This window comes from Cetobacterium somerae ATCC BAA-474 (assembly GCF_000479045.1).
Lineage (GTDB): Bacteria > Fusobacteriota > Fusobacteriia > Fusobacteriales > Fusobacteriaceae > Cetobacterium_A > Cetobacterium_A somerae.
Genome location: NZ_KI518116.1, coordinates 1 through 14,468 on the forward strand (window position 1 = coordinate 1; position 14,468 = coordinate 14,468).

14 protein-coding genes are annotated in these 14,468 nt (G+C 31.3%); 3 read left to right on the forward strand and 11 right to left on the reverse strand.

Going from position 1 to position 14,468, the window contains the following annotated elements; all coding sequences use genetic code 11:
* From HMPREF0202_RS04375 to HMPREF0202_RS04425, 11 genes are all read right to left on the reverse strand, one after another.
* On the reverse strand, positions 1–447 hold a 447-nt coding region (locus HMPREF0202_RS04375; RefSeq protein ID WP_023052081.1), incomplete at its 3' end, for a hypothetical protein.
* Between the two features lie 296 nt (positions 448–743).
* Positions 744–1,682, reverse strand: coding sequence for a thiamine pyrophosphate-dependent enzyme (locus HMPREF0202_RS04380; protein ID WP_023052082.1), 939 nt, complete (start codon positions 1,680–1,682; stop codon positions 744–746).
* 4 nt (positions 1,683–1,686) lie between these two features.
* Positions 1,687–2,937, reverse strand: a complete 1,251-nt coding sequence (gene porA, locus HMPREF0202_RS04385) for a pyruvate flavodoxin/ferredoxin oxidoreductase, thiamine diP-binding domain protein (protein ID WP_023052083.1) — start codon at positions 2,935–2,937, stop codon at positions 1,687–1,689.
* 14 nt (positions 2,938–2,951) lie between these two features.
* On the reverse strand, positions 2,952–3,254 hold the full coding sequence (locus tag HMPREF0202_RS04390) for a 4Fe-4S dicluster domain-containing protein (RefSeq protein ID WP_023052084.1): 303 nt from the start codon (positions 3,252–3,254) through the stop codon (positions 2,952–2,954).
* Positions 3,254–3,829, reverse strand: coding sequence for a 2-oxoacid:acceptor oxidoreductase subunit gamma family protein (locus HMPREF0202_RS04395; protein ID WP_023052085.1), 576 nt, complete (start codon positions 3,827–3,829; stop codon positions 3,254–3,256). Before HMPREF0202_RS04395 ends, HMPREF0202_RS04390 begins: the two co-directional genes overlap by 1 nt.
* A gap of 16 nt (positions 3,830–3,845) precedes the next feature.
* On the reverse strand, positions 3,846–4,490 hold the full coding sequence (locus tag HMPREF0202_RS04400; protein ID WP_023052086.1) for a helix-turn-helix transcriptional regulator: 645 nt from the start codon (positions 4,488–4,490) through the stop codon (positions 3,846–3,848).
* 128 nt (positions 4,491–4,618) lie between these two features.
* Positions 4,619–5,959, reverse strand: coding sequence for a YjiH family protein (locus HMPREF0202_RS04405; RefSeq protein ID WP_051364125.1), 1,341 nt, complete (start codon positions 5,957–5,959; stop codon positions 4,619–4,621).
* 245 nt (positions 5,960–6,204) lie between these two features.
* On the reverse strand, positions 6,205–7,398 hold the full coding sequence (megL, locus tag HMPREF0202_RS04410) for a methionine gamma-lyase (RefSeq protein WP_023052088.1): 1,194 nt from the start codon (positions 7,396–7,398) through the stop codon (positions 6,205–6,207).
* 146 nt (positions 7,399–7,544) lie between these two features.
* Positions 7,545–8,897, reverse strand: a complete 1,353-nt coding sequence (gene mgtE, locus HMPREF0202_RS04415) for a magnesium transporter (protein ID WP_023052089.1) — start codon at positions 8,895–8,897, stop codon at positions 7,545–7,547.
* A 243-nt stretch (positions 8,898–9,140) separates the two neighbouring features.
* The gene (locus tag HMPREF0202_RS04420; protein ID WP_023052090.1) at positions 9,141–9,341 is read right to left on the reverse strand and encodes a cold-shock protein; all 201 of its coding nucleotides are present in this window, start codon (positions 9,339–9,341) and stop codon (positions 9,141–9,143) included.
* A gap of 179 nt (positions 9,342–9,520) precedes the next feature.
* Positions 9,521–10,150 (reverse strand): polysaccharide deacetylase family protein, encoded by a 630-nt coding sequence (locus HMPREF0202_RS04425; RefSeq protein WP_051364126.1) that lies wholly within the window; start codon positions 10,148–10,150, stop codon positions 9,521–9,523.
* Positions 10,151–10,375: 225 nt separating this feature from the next.
* Here HMPREF0202_RS04425 and glgB point away from each other — a divergent pair, with 225 nt between their 5' ends.
* The 3 genes from glgB to glgD are packed head-to-tail and all read left to right on the forward strand — an operon-like array spanning position 10,376 to position 14,468.
* Entirely contained in the window at positions 10,376–12,256 is a 1,881-nt protein-coding gene (glgB, locus tag HMPREF0202_RS04430) for a 1,4-alpha-glucan branching protein GlgB (protein ID WP_023052092.1), read from the forward strand.
* Between the two features lie 2 nt (positions 12,257–12,258).
* Positions 12,259–13,377: a glucose-1-phosphate adenylyltransferase gene (locus tag HMPREF0202_RS04435; protein WP_040406362.1), complete on the forward strand. Its 1,119-nt coding sequence runs from the start codon at positions 12,259–12,261 to the stop codon at positions 13,375–13,377.
* Positions 13,377–14,468, forward strand: coding sequence for a glucose-1-phosphate adenylyltransferase subunit GlgD (glgD, locus tag HMPREF0202_RS04440; RefSeq protein WP_023052094.1), 1,092 nt, complete (start codon positions 13,377–13,379; stop codon positions 14,466–14,468). The genes HMPREF0202_RS04435 and glgD overlap by 1 nt, the downstream gene beginning before the upstream one ends.

The window sequence follows — 14,468 nt, forward strand, 5'->3', positions numbered from 1 at the left end:
TGATAAGATTTCTTTTTTAAAATTATAAAATAACATAAAATTATATATTAAAAATATTACAGTCAACGAATTTAGAAAAATATTATTTTGTCGTAAATTGCTCTTTGGTAAATAATTTAGAAATAATTCAATAGGCTCTTTCTCTTTTTTCAAATGATATTTTTCAGTCAAAAATTTTTTTTCTTGAACCTCTAAAATATAATTTTTTCCTTTAGTATTAAAACTAGCATAGCCATCTAAATAGCTGTCTAATTTAATTTTTTCTAAGTTTTTATCCTCATTTTTATATAAAAAAATCTCCTCTTGATTTTTATTAAAAAAATCTATACTTTCTCTATTGTTAGATATTTTTATATAATTATCACTATCTTTTGATAAATATGTTAAAAATGATAGAATTGTTAGAAATATTAAAGTATATATTCCCATCCTTTTTTTTATATCCATTCCCCCTCCTCATAATTTTAAACATTTAATTATTTATAACTTGTTTTATTATATCATTTTATCCTTTATTAATTAATATCTTCACTAAAATAAAACCCCCCTCAGAAACTGAGGGGGGTTTTATCTATTTCTAGACGTCGGGGCACTTCAAACTTTAACACAACGTTAAATGTTTCAAGGGTAAGTTTCCTTACGTCTTAAATTATACATGTTTTTAGATTTTTTTAAAGTCCTTTAGAACATTAAGAGCGTTTTCACACACAATTATTCAATTTCTACGAACATTTCTCTAGGATTTAAATCTCCTCTCCACATCTTTTTAAAAGAGCTTCCCATCTTCTATCCACTTCATTTTGCATCTCTTCTATTAAATGCTCATTTCCAGGTTTAAATAGATGAGCAAATCTTCCTTGATCTTTTATAAACTCTGTAATTGGAAGTTTATTTTTAGGTTTATAAGATAATTTCCACTCTCCATTTATAACTTCAAATAGTGGCCAGTAGCAAGTTTCAACAGCTAACTTACACATCTCCATAAGTTTTTCTGTTGAATATCTCCATCCTCTTGGACATGGAGCTAATACATTTAAAAATGCTGCTCCCTCTGTATAAATAGCTTTTTCTGATTTTTCGTGTAAATCTTTCATATTTCCTAAAAACGTTGTTTGAGCAACATACGGAATATTATGATCAGCAATAATAGCTGTTAAATCCTTTCTACTTTGAACCTTTCCATTACTATCCTTACCAATAGGTGAAGTTGTTGTATCAGCATATCTCGGTGTAGCTGACGATCTTTGGATACCTGTATTCATATATGCTCCATTATCATAGCATACATAAACCATATCGTGTCCTCTTTCCATCGCTCCAGAAAGTGATTGGAATCCTATATCATAAGTTCCTCCATCTCCTCCAAAAGCTATGAATTTATATGTATCATCTATTTTTCCACGTCTTTTTAAAGCATTGTAAGCTCCCTCTACTCCACTTAAAGTTGCTCCTGCATTTTCAAAAGCACTATGAATAAATGAATCCTTCCAAGCTGTATATGGATACATAAATGTTGAAACCTCTAAACATCCAGTGGCATTTGCAATTACTGCCTTATCCTCAACTTTTAAAGCTCTTAAAACTCCTCTTACTGCAACTCCTGCTCCACATCCAGCACAAAGTCTATGTCCTCCAGTTAATCTCTCTGGTTTATTCATTTCCTCTTTAAAATTGTATGCCATCTTACTACCCCCTTACTCCTAAGTGTCTGTAAACTCTACCAACTTCAAAATCAGCTGTATGTGCTAAAAGCAATTCTGGGTTGTAAGCTATTTCCACTTGATCCTCTATAAGTTGTTTTGCGTGTGCTTCATAAAGAAGTTCGTTAAATACTCCTTTTATAGTATCTACAGTTACATCTCTTCCACCTAATCCATACACATAGTTAAACATCTCTGGTCTATCGTGTGAATCATAAAGTGCTGATCTAACCTCAGCAAAAAGCGGTCCTCCAGCTCCAGAGAATCCCTCACATTTATCCATTACACCAACAACTTTTATTCCTGTTAAGCTGTATTTTAATTCATCAAATGGGAATGGTCTAAATACTCTAATTTTAATAAGTCCAACTTTTTTCCCCTCTGCTCTTAACTCATCAACAGCTTCTTTAGCTGTTCCAGCAGTTGAGTTTATAAGTACTATAGCTACATCTGCATCTTGCATCTTATACTCCTCAAAGAATGAGTATTTTCTTCCTGTTAATTTTTCATAATCTTTTGCTACCTCTTTTATAACATGTCTTGCGTTTATCATAGCATGAGCTTGCTGAACTTTATGCTCCATATAGAAGTTAGCTGTATCGTATGGTCCATGAGCTATTGGTCTAGCTGAGTTTAATAGATAATCCTCTGGATTATACTCTCCCACAAAAGCCTTTACCTTATCATCTTCTAAAAGCTCTATATTTTCAACAGCGTGAGATGTTATAAATCCATCTTGGCAAACCATTGCAGGAAGCATAACTCTTGGATCTTCGGCTATTTTTACTGCTTGAATATAGTTGTCATACGCCTCTTGATTTGTTTCACTATATATTTGAATCCAACCAGTGTCTCTAGCCCCCATTGAATCACTGTGGTCTGCATTTATATTAATTGGTCCAGTTAAAGCTCTGTTTATAAGTGCCATAGTTATAGGTAATCTCATTGAAGAAGCTACATATAACATCTCCCACATTAAAGCAAGTCCGCATGACGAAGTAGCTGTCATTGTTCTAGCTCCTGCTGCTTGAGCTCCTATAGCTGCTGACATTGCACTATGCTCTGATTCCACTGGAATAAACTCTGTATTTACATTTCCATCTGCTACATACTTAGAGAAGTATTGCGGTACCTCAGTTGATGGTGTAATTGGAAATGCTGGCATTACATCTGGATTTATCTGTCTCATGGCTGTGGCTACAGCTTCGTTTCCTGACATTCTCTCTCTTATACTCATTTTCCTCTCTCCTCCTAAGCCTTTGTAAACTCTATCGCTTTAAATGGGCATACTGCAAAACAAACTCCACACCCTTTGCAGTGATCCTGATCAAAATCTAGTCTTTTTCCATCTTTAACTGGAATAGCTGAATCTGGGCATACTGGGATACATAGTAAACATTGCTTACAATTCTCATCAATAAAATCAACTTTCATTGTTCTCCAGTCACCAGTTTTAAAGTTTTCAGCACTTCCAGCTTCATATACTACTCCACCAGGAGTTATCTCTTGCCAAGTTATAGTTTCATCTATTATTCTACCGTTTTTATTTTTCATTATCCTTCCACCTCATCCATTGAACGCTTTAACGCACACATATTCCCCTCTAAAACTTGAGGTTTAGTACTAAATTTATGTTTAAATGACTCTTCCATATTTTTTATAAATTCAGCTTCTGGTATAAGTTCACTAACTTTTACAACTGCTCCAAGCATCGGTGTATTTGGGAAATATTTTCCTAAACACTCTTCAGATATCTTTCTAGCATTGCATGTATAAAGTCTTCCTGTATAACCTCTTAATTCAGCTCTTAACTCCTCAGGACTTCTCTCACTATTTACAATTATAGCTCCGCCCTCTTTAAGACCTTTTTCCACTTCAATTGCTTTTATTAAAGTTTCATCCACTACAACTACAAAGTTTGGTTCATAAATATTTGAATGAACTCTAATTGGTTCATTTCCTATACGATTATAAGCTGTTATTGGTGCTCCCATTCTCTCTGGTCCATACTCAGGAAAACCTTGAACATACATCCCACTACTAAATGCTACATCTGCTAATAGAAGAGAAGCTGTTTTTGCACCTTGTCCACCTCTACCATGCCATCTGATTTCTACCATTTTACTCATGATCTACCATCCTTTTTTAAATTTTGCTTAAATAACGATATATTGTTGATTCAGAAACATTTAAAGCTTCTGAGACCTCTAAAACTCCACCTCTTAAATCAAATATCCCCTTTTGGTGAAGTTTTTTTATAACATTAAGTTTCTCCTCCCCCTCTATCTCTTTCCAAGATACTCTACCTTTTAAAATCTCTAGTAAAGCCTTGTTTATCATCTCTTTTATAGAGTTTGGAAAATCCACTTCTGTTACTAACTCTTTTTCATCTTTTAAATTTAGACCAAAATTTGCCATACTCTCCATTTGATAGGCTATGTTTAAATAACTACTCACATCTACATTTACACATATCATTCCAATAATATTCCCATCTATATTTTTTATAAAAAATGTTGAGGATCTAAGAATTTTTCCTCCCACAACACCTTTTGAGTTTGTTATAAACTCTCTATCATCATAGAGTCTCTCTTTCAAAATTTTTAATCCAAATTCACTCATAGGAGAACCTATCTCTCTTCCACTCACATGGTTGTTGAATATCTCGATACTAGAACTACTTATATCTGTTAAATCATGAAGAACTACCTCTACATTTTCTCCATAACATTTAGACATAAATCTTGCTACTTTTCTGTACTCTTCTAAGATCTCTAAGTCTCCTTTCAAATTAATCCCCCTCCTTTTTCCAATATAGGTATATACCCCACGCTCTTCAAAAAGTCAAAAAAAATTTTCTTACAATAAGAATTTTTTTCTCATTTTCCATATTCAATAAAAAAAGGGAGTTTCCTCCCTTAATTTGCTAATAATCCTATTTTTAACATGAACAGTCCAACTCCATATATCATTGGAAAAGCCACTATACTTCTTAAGAAAAATATTTTCATTACATCAAAAAAATTAAACCCTATTTTTGAATTCATAAGAATAATTCCAGTCTCACTAAAATATATCAATTGAGAAAAAGTTAGTCCTCCAATTACAAATCTAGCCAATTCACTTGGACAATCTTTAATAAATACAGCTGGTAACCACATATCTGTAATTCCTATTATCATAGATGGAGCCATATACTGAGCTATCTCTCTTTCAAAACCTACAAATTCTAAAAATGGTACCATAGGTGCTGTTATTACTTGAAAAACTATTGTTTTCTCTGCAAGAACTAACCCTATTGTTCCTATTAACATTATAACAGGAGTAAACGTTACGTATATTGTTAAAACCTTTAAAAATGAATCCTTTAAAACCTTTGTAGCCTTTGTTCTTCCAGCTACATCTGAAGCCAATCTTAAAGCGTAACTCATACTCGTATCTCTTTCATTTGGAGCTTCACCCTCTTTATAGTAATTATCTTTAAACTTTTTTAAAGGAAGTCTTGAAATCACAACTCCTGTTAAAATTGTACAAACTACAATAGAGCCATAAAAATATCCAAATATATGTGATAACCTTAATAAATCTGCCATCATTATAGCAAATGATATCCCAACTAAAGAGAACGATGTAGCTATTATCGCCGCTTCTTTTTGAGTATAATACCCTTTTTCATATTGTTGATCTGTAACTACAATTCCAATAGTTCCATCTCCTACAAAAGATGCTAGAGCATCTATTGCTGCATACCCAGGTACTCTAAATAACTTTCTCATATATGGAGCGATTAAAGTTCCAATAAACTCAACTAATCCAAAAGATGTAAGAAGTGGAATTAGCATAACTTCAAGTAAAAAAGTTACTAAAATAGTTGGAAGTAGTTCATTTATCATCATTAAACCAGTTCCTTCATCTGCTACTACATCACCTATTACATTGGGTAAAAAATTATATGCTATTAAAATTAAAGACAGTGCTCCAATTATTCTAACTATTGATACAAATTTACTACTTATAAAAAATTCGTCCAAAACTCTATCATTAAAAGTTTTCTTTTTTATTCCAAAAATAGTTCCAAATATGGTGACCACAGCAAATCCTATCATAAAGGACTTAACTACTCCCACATATCCATTAACTATATAACTTTTTATGTGTCCTAAAAGCATTGCTGATTCTCCTCCAATTACAATTGGAACTAGAAACAGCCAGATTCCCATAAAAGAATAAAATCCGAATTTAAAAGTATTGATTACCACTATCGCCTCCCTATTTTTTAGTCAAAAAAAGAGCGCACAAAGTACGCTCTCAAAGATAACAAATAACAAAATTCTCGAATATTGTTATGGCAGCGTCACAATATTTATGTTCACAGGGTTATAACGTCTTTGCCATCGGCCTTAGGCTCAGTTTATAAAGGTGAACTAATATTAAAATTTTATAATGCATTATGATGCATTTTCGTTATTTTGTCAATATATTATTTTTTATTTTTATACTGCTTTTAAACTAACTCTAAACCATTTCTTAAATCTGTAATTATATCCTCTACATCCTCAAGTCCTACAGAGATTCTAACTAATCCATCAGTGATTCCTGCAGTTAATCTCTCCTCTCTTGTATATGGTGAGTGAGTCATTGAAGCTGGGTGTTGAATAAGTGTCTCTGTATCTCCTAAAGAAACTGCTAGAGAACAAAGTTTTAGATTATTTAATAGAGTTTTTCCTGCATCCATTCCACCTTTTAGTTCAAAGGCAAAAATTCCTCCAAAGTCTTTCATCTGTTTACATGCAATTTCGTGTCCTGGATGTGTTTTTAATCCTGGGTAAAACACTGTTTCAACTTTAGGATGAGTATTTAAAAACTCCGCTACTTTTCTAGCATTAGAACAGTGTCTTTCCATTCTAATCTCTAAAGTTTTCATTCCTCTAATTATGTAGTAAGCGTCCATTGGACTTAAAACTGCTCCAGTCATATCTTTTACTCCAACAAGTCTAACTTGAGTTACTAAATCCATTTTACCTACAACAAAACCTGCTATTACATCTCCATGTCCATTTAAATATTTTGTAGCCGAGTGAACAACAACATCTGCTCCCAGTGTTAAAGGTTTTTGACAATACGGTGTTGCAAATGTATTGTCCACTACAACTAATATATTATCATTGTGTGTGTGAGCTATTTTTGAAACTGCTTCTATATCAACAATTTTCAGATTTGGATTTGCTGGTGTTTCTAAATAAACAACTTTTGTATTAGCTTTTAAAGATCTCTTTACAGCTTCTAAATCTGAAGTATCTATAAATTCTACATCTATTCCAAATTTTGTTAATCCATGACTAAGCAGTGCAAATGTACATCCATAAAGTGTTTTGTCTGCTAAAACATGGTCTCCAGCTTTTAAAACTGTCCACATTACTGAAGCTATTGCTCCCATTCCTGAAGCTGTGGCCAGTGCTGCTTCTCCCTCTTCTAAAAGAGCCAACTTTTTCTCTACAACTGTTACTGTAGGGTTCCCCAATCTTGAATAGATATATCCCTCTTCCTCTAAAGCAAATCTTTTCCCCCCTTGCTCAGCTGAATCAAATATAAATGTTGATGTCTGATAGATTGGTGTAGCTAAAGTTCCAAACGGATTTTTCTCACTTCCACCATGAATCGCTATTGTTCCAAAACCATTTTTCATATTTTTATCCATAATAACTCCTCCCTATGAAACCTATTTTTAACACAATTATACCTCTTTTAACTCTTAAAGCAAGGTTTCAAAGGAAAAACTGTTATATAACAGTTTTTTATAAAAATATTTAGAAAAATAAAAGTCAGATCTTTCGATCTGACTCTCTATCTCAATACATCACTATATAAAAACATTGCTAAGTAAAAGTAAATTACTAAGGCTAGTGCATCAACAATAGTTGTAACTAATGGCCCTGCCATTATAGCTGGGTCTAACTTTAATTTTTTAGCTCCAATTGGAAGTAATCCTCCAACTAATTTTGCTATTACTACTGTTATACCTAAAGTAAACGATACTAGCATTGACATTTTAAAATCTTGCTTTAATATATAATTCATACGTAAAAAGTTTACAGCTCCTAATCCCAATCCTACGATTAAACTTACTCTTAACTCTTTCCATACAACTTTTAAATAATCACTCATTTTAATCTCACCTAAAGCCATTCCTCTTATTATAAGAGTTGACGATTGTGAACCTGCATTTCCTCCTGTATCCATAAGCATTGGAATAGCTGCAGCTAAAACTACCATCTGTTCTATTATCTCTTCATATTTACTAATAATTGATCCTGTAAAAGTAGCTGAAACCATTAGTACTAAAAGCCATGTTAAACGATTTTTAGCTAAGTGTAAAACTGAAGTTTCTAAATACTCCTCCTTACTTGGTGCCATAGCAGCCATCTTCTGGAAGTCCTCTGTATTTTCCTCTTCAATAACATCTACCATATCATCTATAGTAATAATTCCCACTAAAATATTTTCCTTATCAATTACTGGTAAAACTGTTAAATCATACTTTTTAAATAACTTTACAGCTTCCTCTTGATTTGTTGATGTTTTTACAGAAAGTATATTCTTATCCATAATATTTTCTATAACCTCATCATCAGAAGATGCTAAAAGTTTCTTTAATGTTATCTCTCCCTCAAGCTTTTTATTCTTATCTATAACATAAGCAACATCTATAGTTTCAAGTTCCTCTGCATATTTTCTTATATGCTCAAGACTCTCTTTTACAGTTTGGTTACTTCTTAGAGAAAGATACTCTATTGTCATTAAACTTCCTGCTGAATCCTCTTCATAAGATAAAAATTGATTTATTAGAGATCTGTTTTCATGCTTGTAATTTTCAAGCACTCTTTTCACAACATTTGAAGGCATCTCTTCTAAAAAGTCAATCATATCATCAAAATATAGCTCCTCCAATAGAGATTGAAGTTTATCATCATTTATTGAACCTACAATTTTTATCTGCTCATCAGCATCTAAATTTGCAAAAACTTCCGCCGCTAACTCTTTGTGTAAAAGTCTAAAAAGAATAATTATATCCTTTTCATTTTCACTGTTAGCTTCAATAAATTCAGCTATATTTACTGGAGTTTCTAAGTTTAGAACCTCCTTTAGACCTTTTAAATCCTTTTTTAATAGAAGCTCTTTTACTTTTGTTTCAAACATTTTTCCTCCTTGAATTTTGCAGAGGAAAACTGAAGAAAAATTTCTAGACCTTTCCCCTACAAACTATATATTAAATTGTTTTTATTTTTAGTCCGTTTGGGGTAACTATCCATCTTTTCTCTCCTTTAATTTATTTTTGTTTTTCAACCTTTAAATTATACCTTTTTTATAAAAAAAAGTAAATATTTTATATTTTTACATAAAAAAAAGCCTTAGAAAATCTTCTAAGGCTTTAAAATATCATTACTTTACAGTTACGATGTTAGATGCTTGAGGTCCTCTTTCACCTTGAACTACGTCAAAAGTTACTTCTTCTCCTTCTACTAACTTCTTGAATCCATCTTTCTTGATTTGAGAGAAGTGTGCGAATACATCTTTCCCGTCCTCACCAGTGATAAATCCAAATCCTTTTTCTTCGTTAAACCATTTAACAGTACCTTTCATTTGATACCTCCATAAAATTATTTTTTATAACTCTACAAATCTTAATCTTTAAATCAGAGGTTAAACAAACTCAAGTTACCTATAGGTTTCTCTTCTAAAAATTTTAAAACTCATATTATTAATCTAGAATTATTATACATGTTTTTTATTAAAAAGTAAAGCTTTTTTATTATTTTTTTTTATTTCTTATTTAGCTCTTCAACTGTTACAAACTCAAAACCTTTAGCTTTTAACTCTGGAATAGCTACTTTTAGAGCCTGAGCAGTTTTCCCATAGTCATGTAGTAATACTATTCCATTATCCTTTGCATTTTCTACTAAAAACTTAGCTATATAATCTGCATCAGATGGTTTTTCCCAATCTTTAGGACAGATGTTCCACATAACTGACTCCATACCTAAACTCTTTTTTAACTCCTCTTTTTGAGTTTTTCCTAAAGCACCATATGGAGGTCTAAAGTATACAACTTTTTTATTTGTTACACTTGTAATAATTTTATTTGTACTTTCAAGTTCTTTTTTTACATCATTCATTGGTAATTTTTTTAAATTTGGATGATTATACGAGTGGTTTGCAATTTGATGTCCACCATCATATATTTTTTCTAAAATTTTTGGATATCTTTTTCCATTTGTTCCTAAAATAAAAAATGTTGCCTTTGCATTGTTTTCATTTAAAACTTCTAAAATTTCCTCTGTTATTTTAGCTTTTGGACCATCATCAAAAGTCAGAGCTATTCTCTTTGTTTCCTGAGCAAAAATAGACATAGTCATCATACATGCCACTAATAAATACTTTAATATTTTCATCTTTTCCCCTCTCCTTATTTTTTCAATTAAAATATAACACAATATCATACCTTTGGTATAGATATTTTCTTTTTATTTTATACTAAATAAATTTAATACAAAATATTCCTTCACTTTCTTTTTTTAATTTGGAAATTATTTTTTATTTTTATAAAGGAAAGATGTATCTTTTTTCAAAATAATATATTATAATAATTAAAATTTTGGGAAAAAGGGGGGATTTCTATGAATTATACTCTTTATAAAACTTTCGGTTCTCATCTGAAAAAAAATGATGGTGTTGATGGAGTTCTATTTACTCTTTGGGCACCTAATGCTATGAAAGTTTCAGTCGTTGGAGATTTCAATGACTGGGATGGAAAAAGAAACTATATGAATAAAGATATTCAAACTGGAGTTTGGACTCTTTTTATTCCTAATTTAAAAGAGGGAACAATTTATAAATATATGATTGCTGATAAAAATCAAAAAATATTTATGAAAAGTGATCCCTTTGCCTTTTATTCTGAAGTTCGACCTAATACTGCTTCTATTGTTTATAACCCTTTTAAATCTTTTCCGTGGGAAGATAAAAAATGGTTAGAAAAAAGAGCTTCAGAAAATCTTTACAGTAAACCTATCAGTATTTATGAACTACATTTAGGTTCTTGGAAAAGAAACTATAACCGTGGAGATGGCCCTGAAGATGGAAGAGAGTTTCTCAACTACCGAGAAATTGCTAAAAAGCTTGTTCCATATATTTTAGAAACAGGTTTTACTCATATTGAAATCCTTCCTCTCACTGAACATCCTTTAGATACATCTTGGGGATATCAAGGAGTTGGATATTTCTCTATCACAAGTCGTTATGGCTCACCTGAAGATTTTAAATATCTTGTTAATGAATGCCATAAAGCTGGAATTGGAGTCATTTTAGACTGGGTCCCTGGACATTTTTGTAAAGATGCCCATGGTCTATATAGATTTGATGGAACACCTCTTTTTGAATACGAAAACGAAATTTTAGGGGAAAACCCAACTTGGGGAACTGCTAACTTTGATTTTACTAAACCCTTTGTCAAAAACTTTTTATTATCAAGTGCAACATTTTTATTTGAACATTTTCATATTGATGGAATTCGTGCTGATGCAGTCTCAAACCTTTTATACCTTGAGTATGGACGTGAAAAAACAGGTCTTAAAAACTCACTTGGTGGAGATGCTAAGTTAGAAGCTATTGATTTTCTAAGAACACTCAACGAAACAATTTTTAAACTTTACAAAAACCCACTTATGATTGCTGAAGAAGCCACATCTTGGCCTTTAGTAACAGCTCCTACATATAAAGGAGGCCTTGGATTTAACTACAAATGGAATATGGGATGGATGAATGATATGTTGAAATACATGTCCTATACCCCTTGTGAAAGAGATAAAAATCATAATCTTTTAACATTCTCTATTATGTATGCTTTTAGCGAAAACTTTATACTAGCCTTATCTCACGATGAAGTGGTACATGGAAAAAAATCACTTCTTGATAAAATGAGTGGAGATTATATTCAAAAATTTGATTCCCTTAGAATGTTTTATGGATTCATGTTTGGACATCCTGGAAAAAAACTTATTTTTATGGGAGGGGAATTTGGTCAATTTATTGAATGGAGATATTATGAGGAGTTAGAATGGAAACTTTTAAAATATCCACAACATGACTCTTTAAAAACTTATATTAGCAAACTTAATGAATTTTATAAATCAGAACCAGCTCTTTGGGGAAAAGATTCAACTTCTGATGGATTCCAGTGGGTTAACCATAAAAATCACTCTCAAAAACTTATAACATTTATAAGAAAAGGAGATAATTTAGAGGATTTTATTTTAGTTGTTTGTAACTTTACTAAAAATGAATATATAAATCACTCTATTGGTGTTCCAAGAATGTTTGAGTATATGGAAGTTTTTAATAGTGATAAAGATATTTTTGGTGGTAGTAACCAAGTTAATAGTGAAATTATCAAACCTATGAATAGAGAGCTAGATGATCAACCTTTCTCTATTTCAATAAATATAGCTCCACTTTGTACACTGTTTTTAAAGCCAATATTAAAAAAAGGGGGAATTTAACTATGAAAAAGAAAATGATAGCTATGATTTTAGCTGGCGGTCAAGGAAGTAGACTTAAAAAACTCACAAAAGATGTTGCAAAACCTGCTGTTCCTTTTGGAGGTAAGTACAGAATTATAGACTTCCCATTAAGCAACTGTGTTAACTCTGGAATTGACACTGTTGGAGTTTTAGTTCAATACAAGCCATTTCTGTTAAATAAACATATTGGAGTTGGAAGTCCATGGGATTTAGATGTTGAAGGAGCTGGAGTTAGTATTTTACCTCCATACTCTACAGAAAGTGAAAATCGTTGGTATAAGGGGACTGCCGATGCTATATTTCAAAATGAAAACTATATTGATATGTATAATCCTGAATATGTTCTTATTCTTTCTGGAGACCATATCTATAAAATGGATTACGATAAAATGCTAGATTTTCATATTGAAACAGGAGCTGCAGCAACTGTAGCTGTTATTGATGTTCCTCTTGAGGAAGCTTCTCGTTTTGGAATTATGAATACAAATAAAAATAATGAAATTTATGAGTTTGAAGAAAAACCTAAAGAGCCTAAGAGTACTTTAGCAAGTATGGGTATATATATTTTCAATTGGGCTGCTCTTAAAAAAGCGCTAAAAGAGGATCAACAAGATAAGTATTCAGATAAAGATTTTGGAAAAAATATTATTCCAAAATTTTTAAGAGAAGGTCAAAAATTAATGGCTTATCCTTTTGCTGGTTACTGGAAAGATGTAGGAACTATAGAGAGTCTTTGGGCTGCTAATATGGATTTGTTAGATAGCTCAAATCCCATTGATCTCTTTGATAAAAATTGGAGAATCTACTCTCAAGCTACAAATAAACCTGGTCACCTTCTTGAAGAAACCGCAGTTATTAAAAACTCTATTATTTCAGAGGGATGTATTATTAAAGGTGAGGTTATTAACTCTATTATCTCTTCTGAGGTTTTTGTTGAAGAGGGAGCTAAAGTACATAACAGTGTCATTTTAGCTGGAGCAGTTTTAAAAGAGGGTAGTTTTGTTAATAGAATAATTTTAGGTGAAAATGTTGTTGTTGAAAAAAATGAGCATTTTGGAAGAAAAGATGAAATTCTATTTATCAGTGGGGGGGATGAATAATGTTAGCAAAATATACTGGAGTTATCACATCTTTTGAAAGTAGAGATCTTTTAAAAACTTTAACAGCCCACAGAGGAATCGCTACAGTTCCTATTGCAGGAAAATATAGAGCTATTGATTTCCCTTTATCATATATGAAAAATGCTGGAATTAGAAATATTCATGTTCTTACTAGTAAAAATTGTCGCTCTCTTAGAAATCACTTAGATGTAGCTAAATCTTGGGGGTTAAATAGAAAAAATGGAGGTCTTACAATTCACAGTGGTGATGTTGAAAGTGACACTGAACTTTTAGTTGAAAACTTTGATGATCTTCTAAAATCCAAAGATGAGATGATTGTCATCGCTCCAACTTACATGATTGCAAATATAGACTTAGATAAGGCTATTGAATTTCATGAGCTTTCAGAAGCTGATGTTACAGTTATATATAAAAATATTCCTGAACCATCAGAAAATTTTCTTGGTTGTGATATTTTAGAATTTAATGAAAAAAATCATCTAACAAGAGCTTGTGCTAATTTTTTACCAAAGAAAAATCAAAATATATCTTTAGAAATATTTTTGATAAAAAGATCTCTTTTAATGGCCTTAGTTATGTCTAGACCCCTTAATCAAATCTCTTTAAAAGATATTATCTATAGAAGTAAAAACAATCTAAAAATCATGGGATTTGAGCATAAAGAGTATCTTTCTTGTTTAAATTCACTAGCGAACTACTTTAGAACTAATATGGATTTAATAAATTCTAAAACTTTAAAAGAGATTTTCTTTAATGAAAATAGACCTATTTTTAGCAAGGTTAAAGATTCAATTCCTACTCACTATTTAAGTGAAGAGGTTGTAAAAAACTCTATTATTTCTAATGAGTGTTTTATTGAAGGAACTGTTATTAATAGCGTACTTTCAAGATATGTTAATGTAGAAAAAGGTGCTAGGGTAGAAAATTGTATTATTCTTCAAAATTGTACTATAAAAGCTGGTACACATTTAAAGAATATTATTGTTGATAAAAATGTTGTTTTAGAAGAAACAGAGTTAGAAGGAAACCCTTCATATCCTCTTGTTATTCAGAAAAAATATAAATTTTAA

Coding starts and splice junctions, on each gene's coding strand:
- HMPREF0202_RS04420 (WP_023052090.1), bottom strand. CDS start 9,341: ATGAAAGGTACTGTTAAATGGTTTAACGAAGAAAAAGGATTTGGATTT.
- megL (WP_023052088.1), bottom strand. CDS start 7,398: ATGGATAAAAATATGAAAAATGGTTTTGGAACAATAGCGATTCATGGT.
- mgtE (WP_023052089.1), bottom strand. CDS start 8,897: ATGTTTGAAACAAAAGTAAAAGAGCTTCTATTAAAAAAGGATTTAAAA.
- HMPREF0202_RS04395 (WP_023052085.1), bottom strand. CDS start 3,829: ATGAGTAAAATGGTAGAAATCAGATGGCATGGTAGAGGTGGACAAGGT.
- glgD (WP_023052094.1), top strand. CDS start 13,377: ATGTTAGCAAAATATACTGGAGTTATCACATCTTTTGAAAGTAGAGAT.
- HMPREF0202_RS04425 (WP_051364126.1), bottom strand. CDS start 10,150: ATGAAAATATTAAAGTATTTATTAGTGGCATGTATGATGACTATGTCT.
- HMPREF0202_RS04380 (WP_023052082.1), bottom strand. CDS start 1,682: ATGGCATACAATTTTAAAGAGGAAATGAATAAACCAGAGAGATTAACT.
- porA (WP_023052083.1), bottom strand. CDS start 2,937: ATGAGTATAAGAGAGAGAATGTCAGGAAACGAAGCTGTAGCCACAGCC.
- HMPREF0202_RS04390 (WP_023052084.1), bottom strand. CDS start 3,254: ATGAAAAATAAAAACGGTAGAATAATAGATGAAACTATAACTTGGCAA.
- glgB (WP_023052092.1), top strand. CDS start 10,376: ATGAATTATACTCTTTATAAAACTTTCGGTTCTCATCTGAAAAAAAAT.
- HMPREF0202_RS04435 (WP_040406362.1), top strand. CDS start 12,259: ATGAAAAAGAAAATGATAGCTATGATTTTAGCTGGCGGTCAAGGAAGT.